Below are 25260 nucleotides of genomic sequence, written 5' to 3' on the forward strand. Positions count from 1 at the left end.
CATGCATCGGCGGCTGCCGGCCTGGTGGGCGACCCCGCTGATCGGTGCGGTCGGCGGCTGGCTGGCGAGCCTGGCCAACTGGCCGCTGCCGTGGATGATCGGCTCGCTGCTGGCGGTGATCGCCGTGCGCTGCAGCGGCTGGCTGGTGAGCGAGGTGCCGCGCGGCCGTCAGGTCGGGCAATGGATCGTCGCCAGCACCATCGGCCTGCACTTCACCAGTGAGGTCATGCAGCAGGTGCTGGCGCATCTCGGCGTGATCCTCGCCGGTGCGGTCGGCACGCTGCTGCTGGGCCTGATCGGCCTCTTCATCCTGCTGCGCAGCGGCACCGACCGCGCCACTGCGTTCTTCGCCAGCATGCCGGGTGGCGCCAGCGAAATGGTGGTGCTGGCCAACCGGCACCAGGCTGAACCTGCGCGCGTGGCGGCGGCGCACAGCCTGCGCCTGCTGCTGGTGGTGCTGATCGTGCCGGCGCTGTTCACCTGGGGCCTGCCGACGGTCGCGGCACCGCCTGCGGCCCCGGTGAGCTGGCCCTGGCTAGCCGTGCTGCTGCCGGCCGGCGGTCTGCTGGCGCTGCTCTGGAAGCGTCTCGGCCAGCCCAACCCCTGGATGCTCGGCCCGCTGACCGCCTGCGCCGTGGCCAGTGTGGCGTTCGATCTGCACATCGGCCTGCCGGGCTGGGCCGGCGCGCTCGGCCAGTGGCTGATCGGCTGTTCGTTGGCCTGCCATTTCGACCGGCCGTTCTTTCGCAGCGCGCCGGCATTCCTGCTGCGCATCCTGCTGTTCACCCTGCTGGCGATGCTGGTGGCTGCTGCACTGGGCGGCGCGCTGGGCTGGCTGACGGCGCTGGACGAGGTATCGCTGATGCTCGGCATGATGCCCGGCGGCATCACCGAGCTGTGCCTGACCGCCGAAGCCCTGCAGCTGTCGGTGGCGCTGGTCACCGCGGTACAGGTGCTCAGGCTGTTTCTGGTGATGTTCCTCGCCGAGCCGCTGTTTCGCCGCTGGCAACGCCGCGCTTGCTGACCGACGTGGCCCTGGATCAGGCCGGCCGTCCTGGCAGGTGAGGCTCTCCGGATATCACCTCCCGTGGCGCTTCGCCGGCTGTGCGCGCCTTGTTGCCGCCGGGGCCTTCCAGTGCCGGATAGGCGGCGCTGCAGAACAGTGAATTGAGGCGCTTCATGTCGGCGATCAGCTCCAGGTGCGCTGCGCTGGTCTCGATGCTTTCCACCACCTGCTGGTGCAGGCGCTGCACGTGGGAGTGCGCCAACTCGCGCTCCAGCTTGCGGAACTGGCGCTTGTGCTGCAGCAGCTGGCGGGCGCTATGGGAGTCGCCGGAGATGAAAACCGACAACCCCAGCCGCAGGTTGGTGCTCAGCTGGGCATGCAGCTGGCCGAGCTCCTCCAGGCCGCTGTCGGAGAAGGAGCGACGCTTGGACGTCTTCAGGTTCTGCACCTTGCTAACCATGTGCTCGATGATGTCGCCGGCCTGTTCCAGGTTGATCGCCAGCTCGATGATCTCCGCCCAGCGCTGGCCCTCCTGCTCGGCGAGGTCTTCGCGCGGCATCTGCGCCAGGTAGAGCTTCACGCCGCTGTAGAGCGCGTCGACGTCATCGTCCAGGCGGCGAATCTCGTCGCCGGGCTCCGGTCGGTCTTCGCGCAGCACCTCCAGCAGCCGCGCCAGCATCAGCTCCACCATGTCGCCGATGCGCAGGGTTTCGCGGACCGCATTGGCCAGCGCCAGGCTCGGCGTATCCAGCGCGGCGGGGTCGAGATGCCGAGGCTGCGCCACGCCGTTGTCCAGCGCACGCTCCGGCAGCAGGTATTCACACAACTGCGCCATCGGCTTAACGGTGGGCAGCAGGATCACGCAGCGCAGGCTGTTGTAGATCAGGTGAAAGCCGATCACCTGGGTCTGTGCGCTGACACCCAGGGTGTCCATCCAGGCCACCAGCATGCCGAGAAACGGCAGCACGATCAGCCCGGCCAGCTTGTACAGCAGGTTGCCCAGCGCCACGCGGCGCGCCGAAGCCGGCTGCAGGCTGGCGTTGAACCAGGCGAGCAGGCCGCTGCCGATGTTGGCGCCGATCACCAGGCCCAGCGCCACCGGCAGGCTGATCAGGCCGGCACCGGCCAGCGTCGAGGTCAGCAGCACCGCGGCGAGGCTGGAATACGACAGCACGGCGAACAGCGCGCCCACCAGCACCGCGAGCAGGGTGTCGCCGGCCAGCGAGGAGAACAGCACCTGCATGCCGCGCGCCTCGGTGATCGGCTCGGCGGCGTGCACGATCAACTGCAGGGCGAGAATGATCAGCCCGAGGCCGATCAGCACGCGGCCGATCTGGCCGACGCGGGTCTGTTTGCGCGAGAGGAACAGGCAGACGCCGAGCAGCGTCAGCAGCGGCGACAGCCAGGAAAGATCGAGGGTCAGCACGCGGGCCATCAGCGCAGTGCCGACATCCGCGCCGAGCATGATTGCCAGCGCCGTGGGCAGCGCCATCAGACCCTGGGCGACAAAGGAGATGGCCAGCAGCGCGGTGGCATTGCTGCTCTGCACCAGCGCGGTGACGCCGATGCCGGCGCCGAAGGCTAGCGGCGCATTGCCCATGCTCTGGCCGAGCGCCCGCCGCAGGTGCGAGCCATACACCCGCATGATCCCGGTACGCACGATATGCGTACCCCAGACCAGCAGGGCGATGGACGACAACAGGTGCAGCAGGGTCAGCATCGGTCGGGCTCCTGCCCCGGCGAGCAGCAACGACGAAAGCCTGCGTCACAAGGACGCAGATCTTCACCGGGGATACTCGATTGACCCTGGCCTGCCGGCCCCGTTCACCGAAACGTCACAAAGCCTTGCTGGCCCGCCCTCTCAGGGGCGGGTGTAGTAGCCTACGCCCAGCAGTACATCGTCGACCCGCTGGATCAGCGTGTGCTTCTGCTCGACCGCGTTGGTCGCGGGGTTGCGCCAAACGTAGTCGACGCTGCCGGAGCCCTGCTTGCGGGCCAGTTCGATCATCTCCTTGAACAGTGGCTTGCCGGCGGCATCGTTGACGTTGCGCACATCGACACCCACCAGGTTTGGCGAGCTGCCGCTGGCGCGGTAGCGACCGTCATCCAGGCCGATGGCGAAGACGTACTCGTCGTTGAAGACAAAGCCGCCACGCGGATCATTGAAGCTACGGAAGGCGGCGTCGGCGCCCTTGTCCTTGACCTGCTGCACGGCGCGGTCGAGCAACGATTTGGCCCCCTCGGCGGTGGCGCGGGGGATGTAGTAGCCGACACAAAGCACGTGGTCACCGACCTTGCGGAACTGGCTGATCTTGTTCTCGACCTTGTTGTCGGCCGGGTTGAGCCACTGGTATTCGACTTCTCCGCTGTCCTGCTTGGCCGACTTGTCGAGGATTTCACGCATAAAGGATTTGCCGGCGGCATCCTTGAGTTCAGCGACGTTCAGTCCGACCAGGCTGGCCGAAGGGCCGCTGCTGGCCTGCATGGTGCCGTCCTCGCCGAGCACGAAGATGTAGTACTGGCCGTGGACGAATTCACCGTTGCGGTCGTTGAAGGCGGCCAGTGCCTGCTCCGGGCCCTTGGCCTGGAAGGTCAGCACGGCCTGGTCGAGCAGGGCGCGGGCCTGGCTGGCGTGGCTGCGCTCCACCGAGCCGAGCGTTCGCTGCTGGGCTGGCTCCTGTGCGTGCAGGAGCAGCGGCACGGCGCCCAGCGTGGCGGATAGGGAAAGGGCGAGCAGCTTCTTGCGGTTCCGGTTCATGAACGACTCCTGACCTGATGGCGGGCGACTAAGCGGCCGCCCCGTATCCCCATGCTAGGCAGCAGCAGCGGAATTGATATTGGTCGAGAGAAGCAAAAGGACAGGGCGAAAGGAGGAGATTCGCCGCGACACGAGTTGTCGCAACCGGGATACAGACTCAAGTGCACGGCTCGCTCCGCTGCAGAGCGGCCTGTAACCTAGCGACTTCTGTTCACGCGGTGCACTCATGCTCAGCCTCTACCATGCCCCTGATCTGGAAACCCTCGGCGAACTGGCCACGCGCCTGCTTGCCCAGCCGCTCGCCGACCCCTTCGCCCCGGCGCTGGTGGTGGTGCCAAGCCAGGGCATGGGGCGCTGGCTGACGCTTGAGCTGGCACGCAAGCAGGGCATCGCCATGCAGCTGGAGATTCAGCTGCCGGCCAAGTTCGTCTGGGACCTGAGCCGCACGGTGCTTGGCAGCCTGCCCGAGCAGTCGGCGTTTTCCCCGACTACCCTGACCTGGCGGCTCTATGGCTGGCTTTGCGAGCCAACCAATCTCGAGCTGGCGCAGCGTCTGGCGCAGTATCTCGACGGCGGCGATGAGCGCCGGCGGCTGTCGCTGGCGGCGAAGATCGCCGACGTGTTCGACCAATACCTGCTCTATCGCGACGACTGGCTGGCAGCCTGGGAGCGTGGCGAAACCTTCGATCTCGGTCCGGACGAAGCCTGGCAGGCGCTGCTCTGGCGCGAGCTGACCAAGGACGGCCATCCGCACCGCGCGCGGCTGCTCGACGATCTGCTGCAGCGGCTCTACAGCGACGAGCCCTTGCCCGGCTTGCCCGAGCGCCTGCTGGTGTTCGGCATCAGCAGCCTGCCGCCGCACCACCTGCGCGTGCTCGATGGGCTGGCGCGGCATATCGACGTGGTGGTCTGCGCGCTCAACCCGAGCCGCGAGGCGTGGGGCGAGATTCGCGATATCCGCGAGCTGGCGCGCCAGCCTGAGAGCGGCGCTGACGATTGGTATCTCGACGTGGGCCATCCGCTGCTGGCCAGTCTCGGCAAGCAGGGCCGCGATTTCTTCGATTCCCTGTTCAGCCTGACCGCCAGCGAGGGCAGCCAGGAGTTCGGCCTGTATTCCGAAGACGAAGACCTGCGCGACGACAGCCTGCTGCACGCCCTGCAGAACGACATCCTGCGCCTGCGCACCCGGCAGCCCGATGAGCGCATCACGCTCGCCGAGAACGATCGTTCGCTGGAAGTGCATATCGCCCATTCGCCGCTGCGCGAGGTGGAGATTCTTCACGACCAGTTGCTGGCGCGCTTCGCCGCCAACCCGGCGCTGACGCCCGATCAGGTGGTGGTGCTGACCCCGGATATCGAGCGCTACGCACCCTTTATCGAAGCCGTGTTCGCCCCACGCGAGGGCAGCCCGCGGATTCCCTACAGCCTCGCTGACCGCAGCCTGCGTGCCGAAATGCCGCTGATCGAGGCCTTCCTCGAATTGCTGATGCTGGCGCAGAGTCGTTTTGCCGCCGAGGAAATCCTCGCCTGGCTGGAGCAGCCGGCCGTAGCCCGGCGCGCCGGAATCGAAAGCGAAGACCTACCGCTGTTGCGTGACTGGTTGTGGGAAGCCGGTGTGCGCTGGGGACGTGACGGCAGCCAGCGTGTTCGCCTGGGCTTGCCGGACGAATCAGCCTTCACCTGGCGCCAGGGGCTGGACCGACTGCTGCTGGGTTTTGCCGCGCCGCCACAACTGGCCGGCGACAACGCGCCACTGCTCGGCGAGCACTGGCCCCTGGATGCGCTGGAGGGCGCTCGTGCGCAACTGCTGGGACGGCTGGTGGAATTCGTCGATCGGCTCGGCACGCTGGCCGACCAGCTCGCGCGGCCGCGTCCGCTGGCCGAATGGGCCGATGACCTGCAGATCCTGATCGATACCCTGTTCGACGAGCGCGAAGCCGGCGACACGCTGCTGTTGTTATCCCAGGCCTGCGCGGCGTTGCGCGACCAGGCCCAGGCCGCGGACCTGACGCGACCCATCGAACTGGAACTGGTGCACCAGCAGCTCAGTGCCGCCTTGCAGCAGGGCGGCGGCGCCTCGGGCTTTCTTACCGGCGCGGTGACCTTCTGCACCATGGTGCCGATGCGCAGCTTGCCGTTCCGCGTGGTCTGCCTGCTTGGGCTGGACGACGGCGCCTTTCCGCGGCGCACACCGCCCTCGGGTTTCGATCTGATCGGCCGGCATCCACGCCGCGGCGACCGTGCCCGGCGGCTGGATGATCGCTACCTGCTGCTGGAAACCCTCCTCTCGGCGCGCGAGGCGTTGTACCTGTCCTATGTCGGCCGCGACCCGCGCGACAACGCCGTGCTGCCGCCTTCGGTGCTGCTCAGCGAAGTGCTGGAAGCGGTCGACATGACGGCGGTGCTGGCCGATGGCACGAAGCCGGTCAGTCAGCAGGTCCTCGTCGCCCATCCATTGCAGCCCTTCTCGCCACGCAATTTTGGCGACGGGCTCTGCGCCGGGTTCTCCTCGTCCTGGTTTCGCGCCGCCCAGCGCCTGGCCGAGCCGCCGCAGACCCAGCCGCAACCCTTTGCCAGCCTGCTCGCCGAACCGGATGAGGCCTGGCTGACCATCGAGCCGTCGCAGCTGTTGCAGTGCTTCCGCCATCCGGCGCGCTTCCTGCTCGAAAAGCGCCTCGGCCTGCGCCTGGCTGACGATCAGGAATCCCTCGCCAGTGACGAGCCGTTCGACCTGGAAATGCCGGCCTGGAACGGCCTGCGCCGTCTATCGCTGCAGGCCATGGAGCACGGCTGGAGTGATGAAGACGAACGGCGCATGGCCTGTGCCGCCGGCTGGCTGCCCACCGGTGAACTGGGCCAGGCGCTTTGGGGCAAGTTGCGCGGCCCGGTGCGTGCCTTTGCGCCGCGGCTATTCGAACTGCGCCCGGACGCGGTGCCCGAGCCGCTGCCGGTGGACATCACCCTGGCCGGTGTGCGCGTGCATGGCTGGCTGGACGGCGTGACCCCGGCCGGGCTGTTCGGCTGGAAGCTTGGCCGTCTCGGTGAGTGGGACCTGCCGCCGTTCTGGCTGCGCCATCTGCTGCTCAACCTGTCCGCCACGCCGGGTATCGAACGCAGCAGTTTGATGCTTTCGCCTGCAGGCGATTGGCAGCTGGGCCCGCTGGCGAACGCCACCGAGCTGCTCGAACCCTGGCTCGCCGCCTATCGCAGTGCCATCTGCGAGCCTCTGCCGCTACTGCCGCGTAGCAGCCATGCCTTCGCCAAGGGTTATCGCAAGCCAGCCCGCGGCAGCGAACCGTTGGACTGTGGCCGCAAGCGCGCCCGTGAAGCCTGGCTGGGGGCGGAATTCAGTCCTATCGCTGCCGAGGCTGAAGACCCTTGGAACGCCTTGGCCTTCCGCGACTGTGATCCGCTGGATGAGCGCTTCGAAACCCTGGCCCAACAGCTGATAGGGCCCGCACTGGATGCCTTGGCCGATGAGGAGGAAGACCAATGAAACTCGACCTGCTCGATTCGCCTTTCGACGGCCGCTCGCTGATCGAGGCCAGCGCCGGCACCGGCAAGACCTGGACGCTGACGGCGCTTTACGCCCGTTTGCTGCTGGAGCGGCAGCTGTCGGTGGGGCAGATCCTCGTGGTCACCTACACCACTGCAGCCACGGCCGAACTGCGCGAGCGCATCCGTGCGCGGTTGGCCGATCTGCTGGCGGTCTATGAAGGCACGCCGAGCAGCGACGATTTCCTCAACCGCTTGCACGCGCGCTACCCGGATGAAGCCTCGCGCCGCCGCCTGTTGCTGGCCGTGCATGGTTTCGACGAAGCGGCGATCTTCACCATTCACGGCTTCTGCCAGCGCGCGCTGCAGGATGCGGCCTTCGAGGCCGGTGGCGATTTCGACAGCGAGCTGACCGCCGATGACCGCGAGATTATTGACGCGCTGCTCGCCGACGCCTGGCGCAGCGAGCTGGCCGACGCCGATCCAGCCTGGGCGCGCTTCCTGGCGAAGAGCCGAATCACACCCGTCTGGCTGCGCCAGCGGCTGCGCAGTCACCTGGGCAAGCCCTATCTGCGCGTCGAGCCGCAGGGTGCGCCGGTCGCCGCTGATCTGCGCCCGGTCGAAGCCGCCTGGCAGCGCGCCGCTGATTTGTGGAAGAGAGCGGGCAGCGCCTGGGTCGCCGAGCTGCTGGCCCATGGTGGACTCAGCCAGAGCACCCACAAAAGCATCAAATTTGCGCCCTGGCAGATGGATTTGGATGCCTATTTCGCCGATCCGGCGGTGATGTTCGACCTGCCCGAGGGCGCGACCAAATTCGGTGTCCGCGCGCTGACGAAAGCCTGCAAGAAGGGCCATGACGCGCCCGTCTGCGAACTGGCCCATGCACTGGATGAACTGGCCGATCAGGTCGCCGAGGCGCTGCCGGCCGGCAAGCAACGCCTGATCGCCCTGGAGGTGGCGCTGCTGGAGCGGCTCAACCGTGAGCTGCCCGAACGCAAGGCGGCGCAGCGGCTGCTGGCCTTCGACGATCTGCTCAATCGTCTGGACCAGGCGCTGCAAGGCCCGGTCGGCGAAGACCTGGCGGCCTCGCTGCGTGCCACCTATCCGCTGGCGCTGATCGACGAATTTCAGGACACCGACCCGATCCAGTACGCCATCTTCAACCGCATCTATGCCAAGGCGGGCGAGGCATCGCTGTGTTTTGTCGGCGATCCCAAGCAGGCGATCTATGCCTTCCGCGGCGCAGATTTGGCGACTTACATGACCGCCAAGCAGCAGGCCGATCGCGAGCCCTTCAACCTGCCGACCAATTACCGCTCGACGCCCGAACTGATCGTCGCCCTGAACCAGCTGTTCGATCATCCACAGCCGTTCGCCCAACCTGATCTGCGCTATCCAACAGTAGGCGCGGCCGACAAGCCGCGTGCGAGCTTGCGGCTGGTGGAGGAGGGCGAGGCGGCGCCGCTGTCGCTGGTCTGGCTTGGCGACGATCCGCTTGGCAAGGGCGAAGCTGCACAGCTGGCGGCGAGCGACACCGCACGGCGTATCGCCCTGCAACTGGCAGGCGCTGCAGAGGGCCATGCTGGTTTCGAAAAGGACGGCGTGTTCACCCCTCTGAAAGGTGGCGACATTGCCGTGCTGGTCGCCAACCACCGGCAGGCCGGGATGATCGCCGATGAACTGGCCGCACGTGGTGTGCCCAGCGTGCGCCGCGGGCGCGACAGCGTCTGGCGCAGCGAGGAGGCCGGTGAGCTGGCCGCGGTGCTTGCCGCTTATGCCGAGCCCGGTCGTGAAGGCCTGCTGCGCTATGCGCTGGCCACGCGGCTGCTGGGCCGCAGCGCCGCCGATCTCGCCCGCTGCCAGGACGATCAGCAGCAGTGGGACGCCGAGCGCGAGGCCGCCGAGCGCTATCACCAGCTCTGGCAGCAGCAGGGTTTTATGCGCGTGTTCCGTGCCTGGCTCGATGAGCAGGCGGTGGCCGAACGGCTGCTGGCACGGGTCGATGGCGAACGCCGGCTGACCAACCTGCTTCACCTCGGTGAACTGCTGCAGGCCGAGAGCCTGCTGCGTCCCGGGCTGGAACCGCTGCTTGCCTGGTTCAATGCCCAGCGCGGCAGCGAGGGAGCCGGTGAGGAAGCCTTGCTGCGCCTGGAAAGCGATGCCGAGCGGGTGCAGATCGTCACCATCCACACCAGCAAGGGCCTGGAGTATCCGCTGGTGTTCTGTCCCTTTCTCTGGGACGGCAAGCTGCTCGGCAAGAACCGCGACAGCGCGCGCTGCCACGACGCCGACGGTCAGCCGCTGCTGGATCTTGGCAGCGGCGAGCTGGAGGACAACCTAGAGCGCGCGCGCCAGGAAGTCTTCGCCGAGCAGCTGCGCCTGGCCTATGTCGCGCTGACCCGCGCCCGTGACCGGCTCTGGCTGCACTGGGGACCAGTCAACCTGTGCAAACCGAAGAAGGACGGTAGCCTGGCCGATGAGGGACTGCACAGCAGCGCCCTGGCCTGGCTGCTGCACGGTCGCGAACTGCCTGGCGCGCAGCCGCTAAGCGAGCTGGGCAACTACCTAGCTGACCTCAACGGCGGTAGCCTGCGCCTTGCCATCGAGCGACTGGTGCAGGGGAGCGACGGCCATATGGCCTGCCTGCCGCTGGAGTCACGCGAAGCCAGTGCTCAAGGCCCCGGCCGAGCGGCGCCGCCTCAGCAGCTGTCGCAGCTCAATCGCAGCCTGCACAGCGCCTGGCGCATCGGCAGCTTTTCCGGCTTGGCCGCCGGCATGCATATGGAAGCGCCCGACCGCGACGCCCTTGCCATTCCTGATTCCGGCGAGCCGGGCAGCGGCTTCTTTGCTTTCCCCCGCGGTGCGCGAGCCGGTACCTGCCTGCACGCGATCCTCGAAGACTGGGCGCGCGGTAAAGGCGAGCTGGAGGCGCTGGTCGAACCCGCTTTGCAGGCCTACGGTCTGCCGCTGGAGTGGAAGGAAATCGCCATCAGCCATCTGCAAAAGGTGCTCGACACCGATATGGATGGCGCCGGCCTGACCCTCGCCGCGTTGCAATCGGCCAGACGCCTGCCGGAACTGGGCTTCACCTTTCCTGTGCGGGACCTAGACGTGGCGCGGCTGCGCAGCCTCCTGGTCGATCCGGCCAACGGCCTCGCTGAACCGCTGCGCGAAGCGGCGGCACGGTTGGAGTTCGACAGCCTCAAGGGTTTCCTGAAGGGCTTTATCGACCTGACCTTCGAGCACGACGGCCGCTGGTACATCGCCGACTACAAATCCAACTGGCTCGGTCCGGATGCGAGCTACTACGGCGGCGAACGGCTGCTGCAGGCGTTGGCAGGCGAGCATTACTACCTGCAATACCTGATCTACCTGGTGGCGCTGCGTCGCTTCCTGCGCCAGCGGCTGGCGGACTTTCAAGACGAGCAGCTGGGCGGCGCCTTCTACCTATTCCTGCGCGGCATGCCCGATGCTGGCGTCTACTTCGCGCGGCCGGACGATGCGCTGCTCGATGCGTTGGATCGATTGTTCGAGGAGGGCAAATGATGCGCCTCATATTCGCAGGAGCCCTATCTCGCGAAGGGCGATCGCCCGCTCTTGTAGGAGCCAGCTTGCTGGCGATCCGCGGTGCCGGAACGAGTACTGCCAGCCAGCGGGTTTCTGCTGGTTCGAGGTCGCCACGATGACGAATCTATTCGAGCTTCCGTTAGGCCCACTTGAGCGCGCCTTCATCGCCAGTCTGCAGCGCCTCGAGCCGGATACCCCTGAAACGGTGCTGCTCGCCGCCGCGCTCTGCTGCGAAGCCCTGGCGTCCGGAGACGTCTGCCTGCCGCTCCAACGCTTCGCCGGCAAGCGCCCCTGGCCTGAGGTCGACCTCAGCTTGCCGGCGCTCGCAACCTGGCGGGCGCAACTGGAGGCCTCGCCTCTGATCGGCACATCTGATGATTACGCGCCGCTGATCCTCGTTGGCGACCGGCTCTACCTGGCCCGTTACCAAGCCTACGAGGAGCAACTGGCGGAACAGCTTCTGACTCGCGCAGCGGACGCACCCGATGTCGATGAAGCTCAGCTGAGCGACAGCCTGGCGCGCTTGTTCGCCTTCAATCAGCAAAGCCCCGACTGGCAGCGCCTCGCCGCGGCCCAGGCAGTACGCCGCCGCTTGGCAGTAATCTCCGGCGGCCCCGGCACCGGCAAGACCACCACCGTGGTACGCCTGCTGGCGGCGCTGCTCGAGCAGCCCGGCGGCGAACGCCTGGCCATCGGCCTCGCTGCGCCCACCGGCAAGGCCGCGGCGCGCATGGCCGAAGCGATCCGCAACGCCAAGGCCGATCTGCCGGTCAGCGATGCCGTCAAGGACACCCTGCCGGACGAGGCGCGCACCCTGCACCGCCTGCTCGGCAGCCGCGGCGACAGCCCGAAAGTACGGCATGACGCGGCCAACCCGTTGGCGCTGGACGTGCTGGTGGTGGACGAGGCGTCGATGGTCGATCTGGCGCTGATGGCCAAGCTGGTCGCTGCGCTGCCGCCGAAGGCGAGACTGATCCTGCTCGGCGACAAGGACCAGCTGGCCGCCGTGGAGGCCGGCGCGGTGTTCGCCGAACTCTGTGAAGGGCGCGGTTTCGATAGTCAGGCCGCGACCGATCTGCAACGCATTACCGGGCAGGCCGTACCGGTCGAGACGCCGCGCTCGCGCCTCGGCGATGCGGTGGTGCTGCTCACCCACAGCCACCGCTTCGCCGGCGACAGCGGTATCGGCGAGCTGGCGCGGCGAATCAATGGCGGCGATGCCAAGGGCACGGTGGCGCTGCTGCAGGATGGGCGCGCCGATCTTGCCTGGAATGCCACGCCAACGTCCGCCGCATTGATCGAGCGACTGGAGCAGGGCTATTCGACCTATCTGCAGGCCGCACGCCAGGCCGATCCATCCGCCGCGTTCGAGGCCTTCAACGGTTTCCGCGCGCTGACTGCCCAGCGCGAAGGCGCCTTTGGCGTCACCGGCATCAACGAGGCACTGGAAGCGCGCTTCAAGCGCCGCCTCGGTGTGCCCGCCCGCGAACGCTGGTACCCCGGCCGCGCAGTGATGGTACGGCAGAACGACTACGCCCTGGGCCTGTTCAACGGCGATATCGGCCTGTGTCTGAAAACCGAGCAGGGCCTGCGGGTGTTCTTCGAGGGTGACGAGGGCTATCGCGGCTTCGCCCCGGCACGGTTGCCGAGTCATGACAGTGCCTTCGCCATGACCGTGCACAAAAGCCAGGGCTCGGAGTTCACCGAGGTGCTGCTGGCGTTGCCGGAACAGCCCAGCCCGCTGCTGACGCGCTCGCTGTTCTACACGGGCATCACCCGTGCCAAGCACAAGGTGGAGATCTGGGCGCTGCCGGCGCGGCTGGCCGAAGCGGTCAATACACGCGCCGAGCGCGCCGCAGGACTGGCCGAGCGGTTGGCGCTCCCCTGCGCTCAGACCAGAGCCACCGAGGCAGTGCCGGCGGCCAAGCCAGATGAGCCAAAAAGCGATCAGCTCAGCCTGTTCTAAACCGTGCGCGCCTGCTCGAAGCCGGCATGATCGCTGCTCATCGCCGCCTTTTTCGTGAAGCGGTTGTGCGTATGGCGCTCGGAATTCTGTTCCGATGCGCTTTCGCCAAAAGCCGACACCGGGACTTGCGATGAGAACCTTCTTTCTTCTGCTATGGGGCGCACTCAGCCTGTTCATCAGCACCGCGGCGCTGCGTGAACTCTGGCTCGCGCCGTCCGTGGCCAGCGGTTTCGCCCTGCTGCTGGTGGTCTATTACATCGTCTGCTTCTTCCAGCTGATTCGCGCCGCCTACCTGCCATGGGGGCTACTGGGTGCGTACCGGCGCAGCGGCTACTGGCTGTGCCTGATCCTGCTGCCGCTGACGCTGATCCCGCTGTACGCCGCCTACCAGATCTGGGAGCAGGGCGGTTACGTTGCAGTCGAAGCCTCGTTGCACACCGAATGGCTGCACCTGCTGCTCGGTTGGCTGCAGGACGCCCTCGGTTATCTCGGCCCGCTGCTGGTGCTCGGCGCGCTGGGTGTCGGCATGGCGCTGATGCTGCTGCGTCTGCTACGCGGGCAGGTCGCGCGCTGATCAGCCGTTGAGCAGCGTAAGCACCAGCGGCAGGCTGGCCGTCGCGAGCAGGGTCTGCAAGGTGATGATGCCCGCCATCAGATGGCTGTCGCCGCCGAGCTGGCGGGTGAGCACGTAGGCAGTGGGGGCGGTGGGCAGGGCGAAGAACAGCACCAGGATGGTGGTTTCCATATCGGGCAGGCCGAGCACCATCGCCACACCGTAGGCGAGCAGCGGAACGGCCAGCAGGCGCACCGCGCTGTTCCAGCCCAGCGCCGGGATTTCCCCGCCCAGCTCCTGGGGTTTGAGCGCCGCGCCGACGCAGAGCAGGCCCAACGGCAGGCTGGCGGCGGCGAGCAGACTCAGTAGGCGGTCGGTGCCGCCGGGCAGACCCAGGCCCGACAGATTGACCAGCGCGCCGGCGACACAGGCGAGAATCAGCGGGTTCTTTGCGATGGGCAGCAGCAGACCGCGCACGCTGACGCCGCGCTCTGCGGTCAGCGCCCACACCGACATCACGTTCACCGTCGGCACCATCAGCGCCAGCATCAGCGCAGCCAACGCCAGACCTTCCTTGCCGAACAGGCTGCCCACCGCGGCCAGGCCGAGGTAGGTGTTGAAACGCAGCACGCCCTGGGTGATGGCGCCGAAGCGGCCGGCAGACCAGCCGCGCAACCGCTTGGCGATCAGCAGCCCGATCCAGGCCAGGCCCAGGGCGAGCATCACGGCGCCGGCCAGGCGCGGCAGTGCTGGGTTATCCAGCGGTGCGGTGGCCAGGCTGCTGAACAGCAGGGCAGGGAAGAGGATGAAGTAGTTGATGCGTTCGGCGCCGGGCCAGAACTCGGCACTGGGAAAGGCGCGCAGGCGCAGGAAATAGCCGGCGACGATAAGGGCGAAAAGGGGCCAGAGGGCGAGTAGCAGGGCGGTCACGGATACATCCAACAGTGCATGTAGCGCGATCTTCGATGCTGCCAACGTTCAGTGCAACCTTCATCTTCAAGCTGGCGTGGCGGCAGCGGTGCTACGTCGGTCGGACGGTTGTCTGTTGCGTAGTGGCTTGGTGATATCATTGCGCGTCGAACCTGCGAGCTTCCGATGCGCCACATACCCCCCCAGGCCTCTACCGAGGATTTCCGCGATACGCCTTATGGCCGGCAGTTGCATGGCGGGTTCCGTCTGCTGCGCTTCGCGCCGGAGCTGGAGAGGGAGTTTCGGCGCTATCTGGATCGTCATGCGCGGCTATCGCAACGCCTCGCCGCCCTGCTGTTGATCTTCGCGGTCGGTGGATATCTGTATTGCGAACACCGGTTGTTCGATCTTGCCGATACCGGCTGGCTGACAACGCTGACGCTGTTGCGCCTCCTGCAGATTCTGCCGGGCGTCGTCGTGCTGGTGCTGACCTTCTACAGCCGCAGGTTTCGCGCGCAGGCCAACCGCATATTTCCGGTGCTGCTGGTGATGGTCGGCATGCTGGCCGCGCTGATCGACATCCGCTTCGAAACGCTCGATGCGGAGCTGAATTTCCGTTACGGCGCCGGGCTGCTGATCGTCGCGTCGTTCTTCTTTCTCGGCGTGACCTTCTGGTGGGCGCTGCTGTGCGCGGTGCTGATCGTGCTGGCCGATGTGTGCATGGCCAGCCTGATCCTGTCGGCCGAGCAGATGCCGGAACACTGGATCGCCGTCAGCTACTACCTGCTGTTGCTGATCATCGGCGCGATCAGTCGCTATGTTCATGAGTACTCGCAGCGCGACCAGTTTCTGACCCGCCAACTGCTGGGCTGGGTCGCCGAGCACGACGCGCTCAGCGGTCTGGCCAACCGGCGCAGTCATGATCGCGCGCTGCCCCAGCGGATCGCCCAGGCCCGTCGAGACCGGCGCCCGCTGAGCCTTCTGCTGCTCGATCTGGATGATTTCAAGGCCTATAACGACACCTTCGGCCATCCGGCCGGCGATGCGCTGATCCGCACCTTCGGCGAGTTGCTCGCCGGGTTCGCGCGGCGCCCGCTGGACGAAGCGGCACGGGTTGGCGGTGAGGAGTTCGCACTGCTGCTGTACAACTGCGACAACGCCGCCGCGCAGCGCATCGCCCGTCAGGTGATCACCGCACTGGCTGCGCTGGATATCGGGCATCCGCATGATTCGGCGGCGCGTGTGGGTGTCAGTATCGGGATCGCCACGTTGCAGGACGGCCAGCAGGCCGAGCAGCTCTATCACTGCGCCGATACCGCGCTGTATCAGGCCAAGAGTGGTGGCAAGAATCGCTTTGCCGTCGCGGCCGGGCTACTGCGACCCGAGCCACAGCCTCACTAGCGGATGGCTTAGCGGCGCGGCGGCACCGAGCGGGTGCGGCCGCTGCCGTCGATGGCGACGAATACGAAGACGGCTTCGGTGACCTTGCGCCACTCGCTGGACAGCGGATCGTCGCTCCAGACTTCCACCAGCATGCGGATCGAGCTGCGCCCGACCTCCAGCGTCTGGGTATAGAAGGACAGCTGCGCGCCAACCGCTACCGGAACCATGAACGCCATGCGATCGATGGAGACCGTGGCGACACGGCCGGCGGCCACGCGGCTTGCCATCGCGGTGCCGGCCAGATCCATCTGCGACACCAGCCAACCGCCATAGATATCGCCAAAACCATTGGTTTCCCGCGGCAATGCGGTGAGCTGCAGGGCCAGGTCGCCCTGCGGGATCGGATCTTCCTGTTCGTATTCTTTCATTCGGTCGGACTCGCGGCGCGTTGTTGTTCTGGCGCGAAATGCCCGCTCTGGCACGGGCGACGGCGCGAGTATAGCGGCTGTGTTGCGCTACAGCGACCGAACCAGGTCAACGGCGCGCTTGGTAATCAGATTGTCACACTTGCTTCATAGAGTGTTCACACGGCCTGCAGATACTGGCCCCCGTTCCAACACACTCGAGCACACACCTGCTAGGAGCAAGGTATGAAACTGAATCGTTTGATGGCGGCCCTGACCTTTGTAGCCGCTGGCGTTGGCGCCGCGAGCGCGGTCGCTGCTGTGGACCCGGCGCTGCCGAGCTACCAGAAGACTTCCGGTGTTTCCGGCAACCTGTCCAGTGTCGGTTCGGACTCCCTGGCCAACCTGATGACCCTGTGGGCTGAGGAATTCAAGCGCAGCTATCCGAACGTCAACATCCAGATTCAGGCTGCCGGCTCCTCCACCGCGCCGCCCGCTCTGACCGAAGGCACCTCCAACATGGGCCCGATGAGCCGCCCGATGAAGGACAACGAGATTCAGGCCTTCGAAGAGAAGTATGGCTACAAGCCAACTGCCGTTCCGGTGGCCATCGACGCCCTGGCGGTGTTCGTGCACAAGGACAACCCGATCAAGTCGCTGGACATCGAGCAGGTCGACGCGATCTTCTCCAGCACTCGCCTGTGCGGTGGCGAGAAGGACATCAAGACCTGGGGCGACCTGGGTATGACCGGCGAGTGGGCGGCCAAGCCGATCCAGCTGTTCGGTCGCAACTCGGTATCCGGCACCTACGGCTACTTCAAGGAAGAAGCCCTGTGTAAAGGTGACTTCAAGTCGAACGTCAACGAGCAGCCGGGCTCCGCTTCGGTGGTGCAGTCGATCTCCAGCACCCTGAACGCCATTGGTTACTCGGGTATCGGCTACAAGACCTCCAGCGTCCGCGCCGTACCGCTGTCCAAGGGTGGCGAGGCTTTCGAGGCCAACGAAGAGAACGCTCTGGCTGGCAAGTTCCCGCTGGCGCGCTTCTTCTACGTCTACGTCAACAAGGCGCCGAACAAGCCGCTGAGCCCGATCGACGCCGAGTTCCTCAAGCTGGTGCTCTCCAAGCAGGGCCAGGAAGTCGTGGTCAAGGATGGCTACATCCCGCTGCCGAAGAAGGTGGTCGACAAGACCATGCAGGACCTGGGTCTGTAAGACCAGCGTGACGGCCGGCGACGTAGCGCGCCGGTCATGCGCAGATGCCCGCCACGCGAAACGCGCTGGCGGGCTTCGTCGCGTCACCTGACTGTAATTTTTCTGTCACACAGCTTCATTAGATTAGGCGCCCCGAAGGGCCGCTCAGGCCCAGGAGCCCTGGCATGAACGACATGGAAAACATGACCGCGAATTCCGATGTGCAACGGCTGGACTTCAACACGCCGGCGCTGCAACGCAAGCGCCGCATCCGCGCGCTGAAAGATCACCTGGCACGCTGGTACGTGTCCATCGGCGGTCTGGCGGTGCTGGTCGCCATTACCCTGATCTTCTTCTACCTGGCGCAGGTCGTACTGCCAATGTTCCAGGGCGCCGAGCTGGAAAGCCGCGCGGCGCAGCAACCGGCCTGGTTGGCCGATGCCGGCGAGCCGCTGCTGCTGGCGGTGGAGGAGCAGAACCAGGTCGCAATGCGCCTGGGTTCCGACGGGCAGGTGCGCTTCTTCGGGCTGAGCGACGGTGCACTGCTGTCGAGCAAGACGTTGCCGCTGCCAGCCGGCAGCCGTGTCGTCTCGGTGGGGCAGGACACGCCAAGCACACGCCGGCTGGTGCTGGGCCTGGATAACGGCCAGGCGCTGGTGCTCGAGCACAACTACAAAGTCACCTACCCAAACAATAAGAAGACCATCACCCCCGAACTCGCTTATCCCTTCGGTGAGGAGCCGCTGCAGCTCGACCCCGAGGGTCGCCCGATCGATCAGGCCGCCATCAGCCTGAACGGCAAGACGTTGCTCGTTGCCGGCGCTACCGGCACGGCATTGCACGCTCAGCGCATCGCCAGCAGCGAAAACCTGATGACTGGCGAGGTGACGCTGGAGCAGGAACGCCTCAATCTGCCGCAACTGGCCGAGCCGATTCGCCAGCTGCTGCTCGACCCGCGGCATATGTGGCTCTACGCAATCAGCGGCAAGGCCAGCGCGGATGTCTTCGATCTGCGCCGCAAGCAGCTCAATGGTCGCTACAAGCTGGTTGGCGACGGCAGCGAGATCACCACGATCAGCCCGCTGCTGGCGGGCATATCGCTGATGATCGGCGACTCCAAGGGTGGCATCGGCCAGTGGTTCATGGTGCGCTCCGCCGACGGCCAGGCGGAGTTGAAGAACGTACGCAACTTCAAGCTGGGCAGCAGCCCGATCCGCCAGATCCTGCCGGAGGAGCGCCGCAAGGGCTTCCTCGCGCTGGATGACGCCGGCAGCATCGGCATTTTCCACAGCACCGCGCATCGCACCTTGCTCAAGGAACAGGTCGCTGAAGGCGCCGCTTTGGCTGCCATGTCGCCGCGTGCCACGCGCCTGCTGGTGGAGTCGGAGCAGGGTCTGCAGCACTTCGTGATCGACAACCCGCACCCGGAAATCTCCTGGAGCGCGCTGTGGGGCAAGGTCTGGTACGAGAGCTATCCGGAGCCTGACTACGTCTGGCAATCGACCTCGGCCAATGGCGACTTCGAACCCAAGCTGAGCCTCGCGCCGCTGGCCTTCGGCACGCTCAAGGCGGCGTTCTACGCGATGCTGCTGGCGGCCCCGCTGGCGATCTGTGCGGCGTTCTATACCGCGTACTTCATGGCGCCCAGGCTGCGCAGCAAGGTCAAGCCGATCATCGAACTGATGGAAGCGTTGCCGACGGTGATCCTTGGCTTCTTCGCCGGCCTGTTCCTCGCGCCATTTCTGGAGAACCACCTGCCGGGCATCTTCAGCCTGCTGTTGCTGATGCCGGTCGGGATTCTGTTTGCCGCCTGGACCTGGAGCCGCCTGCCGCAGGCCGTGCGCCTCGCGGTGCCGGATGGCTGGGAAGCCGTGCTGCTGATCCCGGTGATCCTGCTGATCGGCTTCGGCTCGCTGGAAATCAGCGGCCATCTGGAGAACTGGTTCTTTGGCGGTGACATGCGCCTGTGGCTGTCCAACGACATGGGTATTCCGTTCGATCAGCGCAACGCGCTGGTGATCGGCCTGGCGATGGGCTTCGCGGTGATCCCGACCATCTACTCGATCGCTGAAGACGCCGTGTTCAGCGTGCCGCGCAGCCTGACGCTGGGCTCGCTGGCTTTGGGCGCCACGCCCTGGCAGACCCTCACCCGCGTGGTGCTGCTGACCGCCAGCCCGGGCATTTTCTCCGCGCTGATGATCGGCATGGGCCGCGCCGTGGGCGAAACCATGATCGTGCTGATGGCCACCGGCAACACGCCGATCATGGAAGCCAACATCTTCGAAGGCATGCGCACTCTGGCCGCCAACGTCGCCGTGGAGATGCCCGAGTCCGAGGTCGGCGGCACCCATTACCGCGTGCTCTTCCTCGCCGCGCTGGTACTGCTGATGTTCACCTTCGTGATGAACACCCTCGCCGAGCTGATTCGTCAGCGTCTGCGTGGCAAGTACGCCAGCCTGTAAACCAGATTTCGCAGAAGGTATCGATCCGTGAAAAAGGATTCGTTGAACACCTGGGTCAAGAGCGGCACACCCTGGATCTGGATGAACGCCGGCGCGGTGTCCATCGCCGTGATCATGACCCTGGGGCTGCTGGCGATCATCGCCGTGCGCGGTCTGGCGCACTTCTGGCCGGCCGATGTGATCGTCGCCGACTACAGCATGCCGGGCGCCGAGATGCGCGTGCTGGCCGGTGAGGTGGTCCAGGCTGAAGAGGTGCCGCGCGCGCGTCTGGCGGCCAGCGGCCTGCCGGTGAACGTCGAAGGCGGCGAGTTCATGACTCGCGAGCTGCTCAAGGTCGGCAACCGTGAGGTGTACGGCGCGGATTTCTCTTGGGTGGTCGGTGAGTGGCTGAGCAACCAGCGCACGCCCGTCGAGCTGATGGTGCTGGAGCGCCGTGAGTGGGGCAATTTCTATGGCTACCTGCTCAACGTGAAGGAAGCCGGCCAACTGGTCGCCGAGGGAGAAGGCGCCTGGAACGAGTTGCAGGCACGCATCGACCGCGTCGACCAGCTGCACACGCAGATCTCACGTATCGAAAAGGTGGAGATCGGCCGCATCAACCACGGCCTCGAGCGTCTGCGCCTGAAGACCCGTCAGCTGGAGCTGAACGATCGCCTGGACGCGGCTGCGCAGGCCGATCTGGATGCCGAGCGCGCCCAGTGGGATGCCGAGTACCGGGTGCTGGAAGAAAAGCTGGTCGCCCTGCAGCAGCAGTTCAACCGCGACAGCATCACCGTGCGCACGGCCGACGGCCGCGAGCAGGAGATCACCCTGGGCAAGGTGGTGCGGGCGTTCCAGCCCAATGCCATGTCGACGCCGCAGAAGCTGATGTTCTACTTCGCCAAGCTGTGGGAATTCGTCAGCGACGAGCCGCGCGAAGCGAACACCGAGGGCGGCGTGTTCCCGGCGATCTTCGGTACCGTACTTATGACCCTGATCATGGCGGTGATCGTCACCCCGTTCGGCGTGATCGCCGCGGTCTACCTGCGTGAATACGCCAAGCAGGGCCTGCTCACCCGGATCATCCGCATCGCGGTGAACAACCTGGCCGGGGTGCCGTCGATCGTCTACGGCGTGTTCGGTCTGGGCTTCTTCGTCTACGTCCTGGGCGGTTCGCTGGACCGCTTGTTCTACCCGGAAGCCGCACCGGCACCGGTGTTCGGCACGCCGGGCCTGATGTGGGCCTCGCTGACCCTGGCGATCCTTACCCTGCCGGTGGTGATCGTTGCCACCGAGGAAGGCCTGGCGCGCATCCCGCGGATGATCCGCGAAGGCTCGCTGGCCCTTGGTGCGACCAAGTCGGAGACGCTGTGGAAGGTGGTTTTGCCAATGGCCAGCCCGGCAATGATGACCGGCCTGATCCTTGCCGTGGCCCGCGCCGCCGGTGAAGTGGCGCCGCTGATGCTGGTCGGTGTGGTCAAGCTGGCACCGAACCTGCCGCTCAATGGCAATTACCCCTACCTGCATCTGGACCAGAAGATCATGCACCTGGGCTTCCACATCTACGACGTCGGCTTCCAGAGCCCCAACGTCGAGGCGGCACGACCGCTGGTGTATGCGACTGCGCTGCTGCTGGTGCTGGTGATCGCCGCGCTTAACTTCACAGCGATCTACATCCGCAACCACCTGCGCGAAAAGTACAAGGCGCTGGATCATTAATTGAAGCGGCAAGCTCAAGCCACCGGCCTCGGGAGAAACGAGGCGCTGACTTGGGCTTGCAGCCTGTAGCTTGCAGCTGGCAGCTGCGAACGGAGCGAGCACATGCAAACCAACACGCATTCCATCGATATCTCGGCCCTCGGCCGCGACAAGCGCAGCCTGAGCCTGGCCAACGAGCAAGTCGCCATCGAAGTGCCCGATCTGAGTCTGTACTACGGCCAGAAGCAGGCGCTGTTCAACGTCGCGATGAACATCCCCAAGCAGCGCGTGACTGCCTTCATCGGCCCGTCCGGCTGTGGCAAGTCGACCCTGCTGCGTTGCTTCAACCGCATGAACGACCTGGTCGACGGCTGCCGCATCGAGGGTGCGATCAACCTCGACGGCACCAACATCTACCGCAAGGGCGAAGACGTGGCCGACCTGCGTCGCCGCGTCGGCATGGTGTTCCAGAAGCCCAACCCGTTCCCCAAGAGCATCTACGAGAACGTCGTTTACGGCCTGCGCATCCAGGGCATCAAGCAGAAGCGCGTGCTCGACGAGACCGTCGAATGGGCGCTCAAGGGCGCTGCGCTATGGGACGAGGTGAAGGACCGTCTGCACGAATCGGCGCTCGGCCTCTCCGGCGGTCAGCAGCAGCGTCTGGTCATCGCCCGCACCATCGCCGTGCAGCCGGAAGTACTGCTGCTCGACGAGCCGAGTTCGGCGCTCGACCCGATCTCCTCGCTGAAGGTCGAAGAACTGATCTACGAACTGAAGACCAAGTACACCATCGTCATCGTCACCCACAACATGCAGCAGGCCGCGCGGGTATCCGACTACACGGCGTTCATGTACATGGGCAAACTGATCGAGTACGGCGACACCGATACGCTGTTCACCAACCCGGCCAAGAAGCAGACCGAAGACTACATCACCGGCCGCTACGGCTAGCCGGCTATGGCAAATCGCGCTGCGCGTTGTCGGCGGCGCTTGCCGTACCTGGTTCGTACTGTCTGCGCGCCGCCTCCTAGCGCAGCACGATTTGCCAAAGGCCGGACCGTCCGGCGAGAGAACAACAGTTTCGCAAGGGTTCGCACATGATCAGCAAAGACAGCCACACCCAACACATTTCCCAGCAGTTCAACGCCGAGCTCGAGGAGGTGCGCAGCCACCTGCTGGCCATGGGCGGGCTGGTGGAGAAGCAGGTCAATGACGCGGTGACCGCCCTGATCCAGGCCGATTCGGGCCTCGCTCAGCAGGTGCGCGACGTCGATGACCAGATCAACCAGATGGAGCGCAACATCGACGAGGAGTGCGTGCGCATCCTCGCCCGCCGTCAGCCGGCGGCCTCCGACCTGCGCCTGATCATCAGCATTTCCAAGTCGGTGATCGACCTCGAGCGCATCGGTGACGAAGCGACCAAGATCGCCCGCCGCGCCATCCAGCTGTGCGAGGAAGGCGAGTCGCCCAAGGGCTATGTCGAGGTGCGCCACATCGGCGACCAGGTACGCAAGATGGTGCAGGAAGCGCTCGACGCCTTCGCCCGCTTCGATGCCGACTTGGCGCTTTCGGTGGCGCAGTACGACAAGACCGTCGACCGCGAATACAAGACCGCGCTGCGTGAACTGGTCACCTACATGATGGAAGACCCGCGCTCGATCTCCCGCGTGCTCAGCGTGATCTGGGCGCTGCGCTCGCTGGAACGCATCGGCGACCACGCGCGCAACATCGCCGAACTGGTGATCTACCTGGTGCGCGGTACCGACGTGCGCCACCTGGGCCTGGCGCGCATGGCCGAGGAAGTGGAAGGCTCGAAGGAGCGCTGATTCGCGGTCGCGGGGCGGGCAGCGATGTCCGCCCGGCGCCAAAATCTGCGGACAGAGCCGCCGCTGGCGTTGAGGCTCGACCCATCCACCTGCATCGGTTCGCCCGCACGGATGCCGCTCAGGTGCGGATCAGCGCCTCGCTCAGATAGTCGATCAGCGCCCGCGTCTTCGGTGGCAGATGATGATTCTGCCGCCACAGCAGCCAGGCCGCGCCCTGGTATGAACCGGTGTAGCGCCACTGCGGCAGCACTTCGCGCAAACGACCCTCGGCCAGCGCCTGGGCCGCGGTGAAGTGTGGCAGGCAGGTGATGCCCAGGTGTTCCAGCGCCGCCAGCAGCCGCGCCTCGCTGTGGTTGCTGATGTAGCGACCGCGCACCGTCACCGTCTCCTGCTGCTCCCCGCGGCGCAGGTGCCAGCGATTGTCTCCCGCCGTTTCTCCCAGATACAGACAGCTATGGCGCAGCAGGTCCTGCGGATGTTGCGGCTCGCCGTGACGCTGCAGGTATTCGGGGCTGGCGCATAGCAGCTGGCGTACCGGTCCGAGTGGCTTGCCGGCCAGGCCTTCGGGTGGGTTGTCGGTGACCAGTACCAGCAGGTCGAAGCCGTCCTCGATCAGGTCCGGGCTCTGGTCGCTGATCCGCAGCTGCACATCGACCTCGGGGTAGCGCTGCAGAAAGGCCGGCATCAACGGCCCGACGACGAACTTGCCATAGGCCTTGGGTACGCTCAGGCGCACCAGCCCGCGTGGGCTGCGCATCAGCCGTTCGCCGATGACGACGGCCGCGTCGGCCGCATCGAGCATATCCCGGCAATGCTGGTAGAACTCCGCCCCGGCCTCGTTCAGCCGCAGCTGGCGCGTCGTGCGTTCCAGCAGGCGCAGCGCCAGAGCCTGCTCCAGCCGGGCCACCTGGCGGCTTACCGCCGACGGTGTGCTGCCCAGCCGCCGCGCGGCGCCGGAGAAGCTGCCGGCCTCGACCACCCGCACGAACACGGCCATGTAGGGCAGCAGAGCTGCGCTGTCATTCGTTCCCATGCGGAACAGGTCCTGTGCTGTTTTGCTGGATTATCGACCGTGGCGGCAGGCCCGACAATCAGCGCCTGATTGGTGCGGGGATTCGAACATGAAAGGCACGTCGAGACAGGGGCTGTGGCTGGCCGATGGCATGCTGCTGATGGTGGCACTGATCTGGGGCAGCAGCTATGCGGTGGCCAAGCAGGCGCTGCTGTTCTACCCGGTGCTGGGTTTTCTGGCGATCCGCTTCGGTCTGACCTTCGTCCTGTTGCTGCCGCAACTGCGCGGGGTCGGCCGCCGGGCGCTGCGCCCCGGTCTGCCGCTGGGGCTGGTGATGCTGGCTATCTTTCTCTGCGAGACCTGGGGCGTGATGCTGACCAGCGCCAGCAATGCCGCCTTCCTGATCAGCCTGTGCGTAGTGATCACGCCGTTCATGGAGTGGCTGCTGCTGCGCCAGCGGCCGCACAACACGCTGTTCCTAGCCTGCGCGATGTCGCTGGCGGGCGTCTGGCTGCTGACCGGCGGCCCGCAGCTGTCGCTAAATCTCGGCGATGCGCTGATGCTCGCAGCGGCATTGCTACGTGCCGTACTGGTCTGCCTGACCCGGCGACTGACGGCGGGCCAGGCGATTCCAGCGTTGGCGCTGACTGCGGTGCAGAGCGGGGTCGTGGCAAGCGGCTGCATCCTGCTCGGTTTGTCTATGCCGGGCGAGCTACCCGCGTTGCCGGCGGAACCGGCGTTTTGGTTCGCGGCGCTGTATCTGGTGCTGTTCGCCACGCTGTTCGCCATGTTCGCGCAGAACCGCGCGCTGGGGCGCAGCAGTGCAACGCGGGTGTCGCTGCTGATGGGCTCCGAACCGCTGTTCGGCGCGATAATCGCCGGTCTCTGGCTGGGTGAGCGGCTGGCGCCGATGGGCTGGGCGGGTGGGTCGCTGATCATGCTGGCAACGCTGTGCACCCTGGGCATCGGCCGTCAGCCGGCGTCGAGCGCGGCTGGCGATGGTGCGCCGATCCGTGCCTAGCGCGTACGCACGGCGGGGCCTGCAGACCGG

The 25260-nt window shown here is 66.1% G+C and carries 17 protein-coding genes; 12 read left to right on the plus strand and 5 right to left on the minus strand.

The annotated features are described in order from the left end of the window. The first annotated feature begins 1 nt into the window (after position 1). Positions 2–1024, plus strand: coding sequence for an AbrB family transcriptional regulator (locus RT582_RS02450; protein ID WP_313476427.1), 1023 nt, complete (start codon positions 2–4; stop codon positions 1022–1024). A gap of 16 nt (positions 1025–1040) precedes the next feature. Here RT582_RS02450 and RT582_RS02455 read toward each other — a convergent pair whose 3' ends face one another. Together RT582_RS02455 and RT582_RS02460 are read right to left on the minus strand one after the other, a co-directional pair. Then, entirely contained in the window at positions 1041–2726 is a 1686-nt protein-coding gene (locus tag RT582_RS02455) for a Na/Pi cotransporter family protein (protein WP_313476430.1), read from the minus strand. Between the two features lie 141 nt (positions 2727–2867). Then, complete coding sequence (locus tag RT582_RS02460; RefSeq protein ID WP_313476431.1) at positions 2868–3764, minus strand: cache domain-containing protein; 897 nt, start codon at positions 3762–3764, stop codon at positions 2868–2870. A 226-nt stretch (positions 3765–3990) separates the two neighbouring features. Here RT582_RS02460 and recC point away from each other — a divergent pair, with 226 nt between their 5' ends. The 4 genes from recC to RT582_RS02480 all read left to right on the plus strand — a co-directional run bounded on the left by recC (position 3991) and on the right by RT582_RS02480 (position 13366). Then, positions 3991–7260 carry an exodeoxyribonuclease V subunit gamma gene (recC, locus tag RT582_RS02465; protein WP_313476434.1) on the plus strand — a complete coding sequence of 1090 codons (3270 nt, stop codon included), beginning with the start codon at positions 3991–3993 and terminating at the stop codon, positions 7258–7260. After that, the gene (recB, locus tag RT582_RS02470) at positions 7257–10805 is read left to right on the plus strand and encodes an exodeoxyribonuclease V subunit beta (RefSeq protein ID WP_313476437.1); all 3549 of its coding nucleotides are present in this window, start codon (positions 7257–7259) and stop codon (positions 10803–10805) included. The genes recC and recB overlap by 4 nt, the downstream gene beginning before the upstream one ends. 136 nt (positions 10806–10941) lie before the next feature. Next, positions 10942–12792 (plus strand): exodeoxyribonuclease V subunit alpha, encoded by a 1851-nt coding sequence (gene recD / locus RT582_RS02475; RefSeq protein WP_313476439.1) that lies wholly within the window; start codon positions 10942–10944, stop codon positions 12790–12792. A 130-nt stretch (positions 12793–12922) separates the two neighbouring features. Beyond that, complete coding sequence (locus RT582_RS02480; RefSeq protein WP_023443983.1) at positions 12923–13366, plus strand: hypothetical protein; 444 nt, start codon at positions 12923–12925, stop codon at positions 13364–13366. Here the strand turns inward: RT582_RS02480 and RT582_RS02485 are convergent, their stop codons facing one another. After that, positions 13367–14275 (minus strand): AEC family transporter, encoded by a 909-nt coding sequence (locus RT582_RS02485; protein ID WP_313476440.1) that lies wholly within the window; start codon positions 14273–14275, stop codon positions 13367–13369. 165 nt (positions 14276–14440) lie between these two features. On the opposite strand from RT582_RS02485, the gene RT582_RS02490 reads away from it, so the two are divergent. After that, positions 14441–15655, plus strand: a complete 1215-nt coding sequence (locus tag RT582_RS02490; RefSeq protein WP_313476441.1) for a GGDEF domain-containing protein — start codon at positions 14441–14443, stop codon at positions 15653–15655. Positions 15656–15663: 8 nt separating this feature from the next. Here RT582_RS02490 and RT582_RS02495 read toward each other — a convergent pair whose 3' ends face one another. Then, positions 15664–16065: an acyl-CoA thioesterase gene (locus RT582_RS02495; RefSeq protein ID WP_003303235.1), complete on the minus strand. Its 402-nt coding sequence runs from the start codon at positions 16063–16065 to the stop codon at positions 15664–15666. Between the two features lie 222 nt (positions 16066–16287). Here RT582_RS02495 and RT582_RS02500 point away from each other — a divergent pair, with 222 nt between their 5' ends. From RT582_RS02500 to phoU, 5 genes are all read left to right on the plus strand, one after another. Next, positions 16288–17253, plus strand: a complete 966-nt coding sequence (locus tag RT582_RS02500) for a PstS family phosphate ABC transporter substrate-binding protein (RefSeq protein WP_014818690.1) — start codon at positions 16288–16290, stop codon at positions 17251–17253. Positions 17254–17417: 164 nt separating this feature from the next. After that, entirely contained in the window at positions 17418–19694 is a 2277-nt protein-coding gene (locus tag RT582_RS02505) for an ABC transporter permease subunit (RefSeq protein WP_313476443.1), read from the plus strand. A 27-nt stretch (positions 19695–19721) separates the two neighbouring features. Beyond that, positions 19722–21392, plus strand: a complete 1671-nt coding sequence (pstA, locus tag RT582_RS02510; RefSeq protein WP_041754065.1) for a phosphate ABC transporter permease PstA — start codon at positions 19722–19724, stop codon at positions 21390–21392. A gap of 102 nt (positions 21393–21494) precedes the next feature. Beyond that, complete coding sequence (pstB, locus tag RT582_RS02515) at positions 21495–22322, plus strand: phosphate ABC transporter ATP-binding protein PstB (RefSeq protein WP_104098811.1); 828 nt, start codon at positions 21495–21497, stop codon at positions 22320–22322. Positions 22323–22468: 146 nt separating this feature from the next. Further along, positions 22469–23197, plus strand: a complete 729-nt coding sequence (phoU, locus tag RT582_RS02520; RefSeq protein WP_003303228.1) for a phosphate signaling complex protein PhoU — start codon at positions 22469–22471, stop codon at positions 23195–23197. Positions 23198–23315: 118 nt separating this feature from the next. On the opposite strand, the gene RT582_RS02525 is transcribed toward phoU, so the two are convergent. Continuing rightward, entirely contained in the window at positions 23316–24230 is a 915-nt protein-coding gene (locus RT582_RS02525; protein WP_313476445.1) for a LysR family transcriptional regulator, read from the minus strand. An 88-nt stretch (positions 24231–24318) separates the two neighbouring features. On the opposite strand from RT582_RS02525, the gene RT582_RS02530 reads away from it, so the two are divergent. Beyond that, entirely contained in the window at positions 24319–25230 is a 912-nt protein-coding gene (locus RT582_RS02530) for a DMT family transporter (protein WP_313476448.1), read from the plus strand. The last annotated feature ends 30 nt before the right edge of the window (positions 25231–25260 follow it).

This window comes from Stutzerimonas kunmingensis (genome assembly GCF_032106285.1).
GTDB classification, from domain to species: domain Bacteria; phylum Pseudomonadota; class Gammaproteobacteria; order Pseudomonadales; family Pseudomonadaceae; genus Stutzerimonas; species Stutzerimonas kunmingensis_B.

What these genes read in the sequence shown, in the direction of transcription:
- recD (WP_313476439.1), top strand. Translation starts at nt 10,942, where the DNA reads ATGACGAATCTATTCGAGCTTCCGTTAGGCCCACTTGAGCGCGCCTTC.
- phoU (WP_003303228.1), top strand. Translation starts at nt 22,469, where the DNA reads ATGATCAGCAAAGACAGCCACACCCAACACATTTCCCAGCAGTTCAAC.
- RT582_RS02495 (WP_003303235.1), bottom strand. Translation starts at nt 16,065, where the DNA reads ATGAAAGAATACGAACAGGAAGATCCGATCCCGCAGGGCGACCTGGCC.
- RT582_RS02500 (WP_014818690.1), top strand. Translation starts at nt 16,288, where the DNA reads ATGAAACTGAATCGTTTGATGGCGGCCCTGACCTTTGTAGCCGCTGGC.
- RT582_RS02455 (WP_313476430.1), bottom strand. Translation starts at nt 2,726, where the DNA reads ATGCTGACCCTGCTGCACCTGTTGTCGTCCATCGCCCTGCTGGTCTGG.
- RT582_RS02460 (WP_313476431.1), bottom strand. Translation starts at nt 3,764, where the DNA reads ATGAACCGGAACCGCAAGAAGCTGCTCGCCCTTTCCCTATCCGCCACG.
- recB (WP_313476437.1), top strand. Translation starts at nt 7,257, where the DNA reads ATGAAACTCGACCTGCTCGATTCGCCTTTCGACGGCCGCTCGCTGATC.
- pstB (WP_104098811.1), top strand. Translation starts at nt 21,495, where the DNA reads ATGCAAACCAACACGCATTCCATCGATATCTCGGCCCTCGGCCGCGAC.
- RT582_RS02450 (WP_313476427.1), top strand. Translation starts at nt 2, where the DNA reads ATGCATCGGCGGCTGCCGGCCTGGTGGGCGACCCCGCTGATCGGTGCG.
- RT582_RS02490 (WP_313476441.1), top strand. Translation starts at nt 14,441, where the DNA reads ATGCGCCACATACCCCCCCAGGCCTCTACCGAGGATTTCCGCGATACG.
- RT582_RS02480 (WP_023443983.1), top strand. Translation starts at nt 12,923, where the DNA reads ATGAGAACCTTCTTTCTTCTGCTATGGGGCGCACTCAGCCTGTTCATC.
- RT582_RS02530 (WP_313476448.1), top strand. Translation starts at nt 24,319, where the DNA reads ATGAAAGGCACGTCGAGACAGGGGCTGTGGCTGGCCGATGGCATGCTG.
- RT582_RS02525 (WP_313476445.1), bottom strand. Translation starts at nt 24,230, where the DNA reads ATGGGAACGAATGACAGCGCAGCTCTGCTGCCCTACATGGCCGTGTTC.
- recC (WP_313476434.1), top strand. Translation starts at nt 3,991, where the DNA reads ATGCTCAGCCTCTACCATGCCCCTGATCTGGAAACCCTCGGCGAACTG.
- RT582_RS02505 (WP_313476443.1), top strand. Translation starts at nt 17,418, where the DNA reads ATGAACGACATGGAAAACATGACCGCGAATTCCGATGTGCAACGGCTG.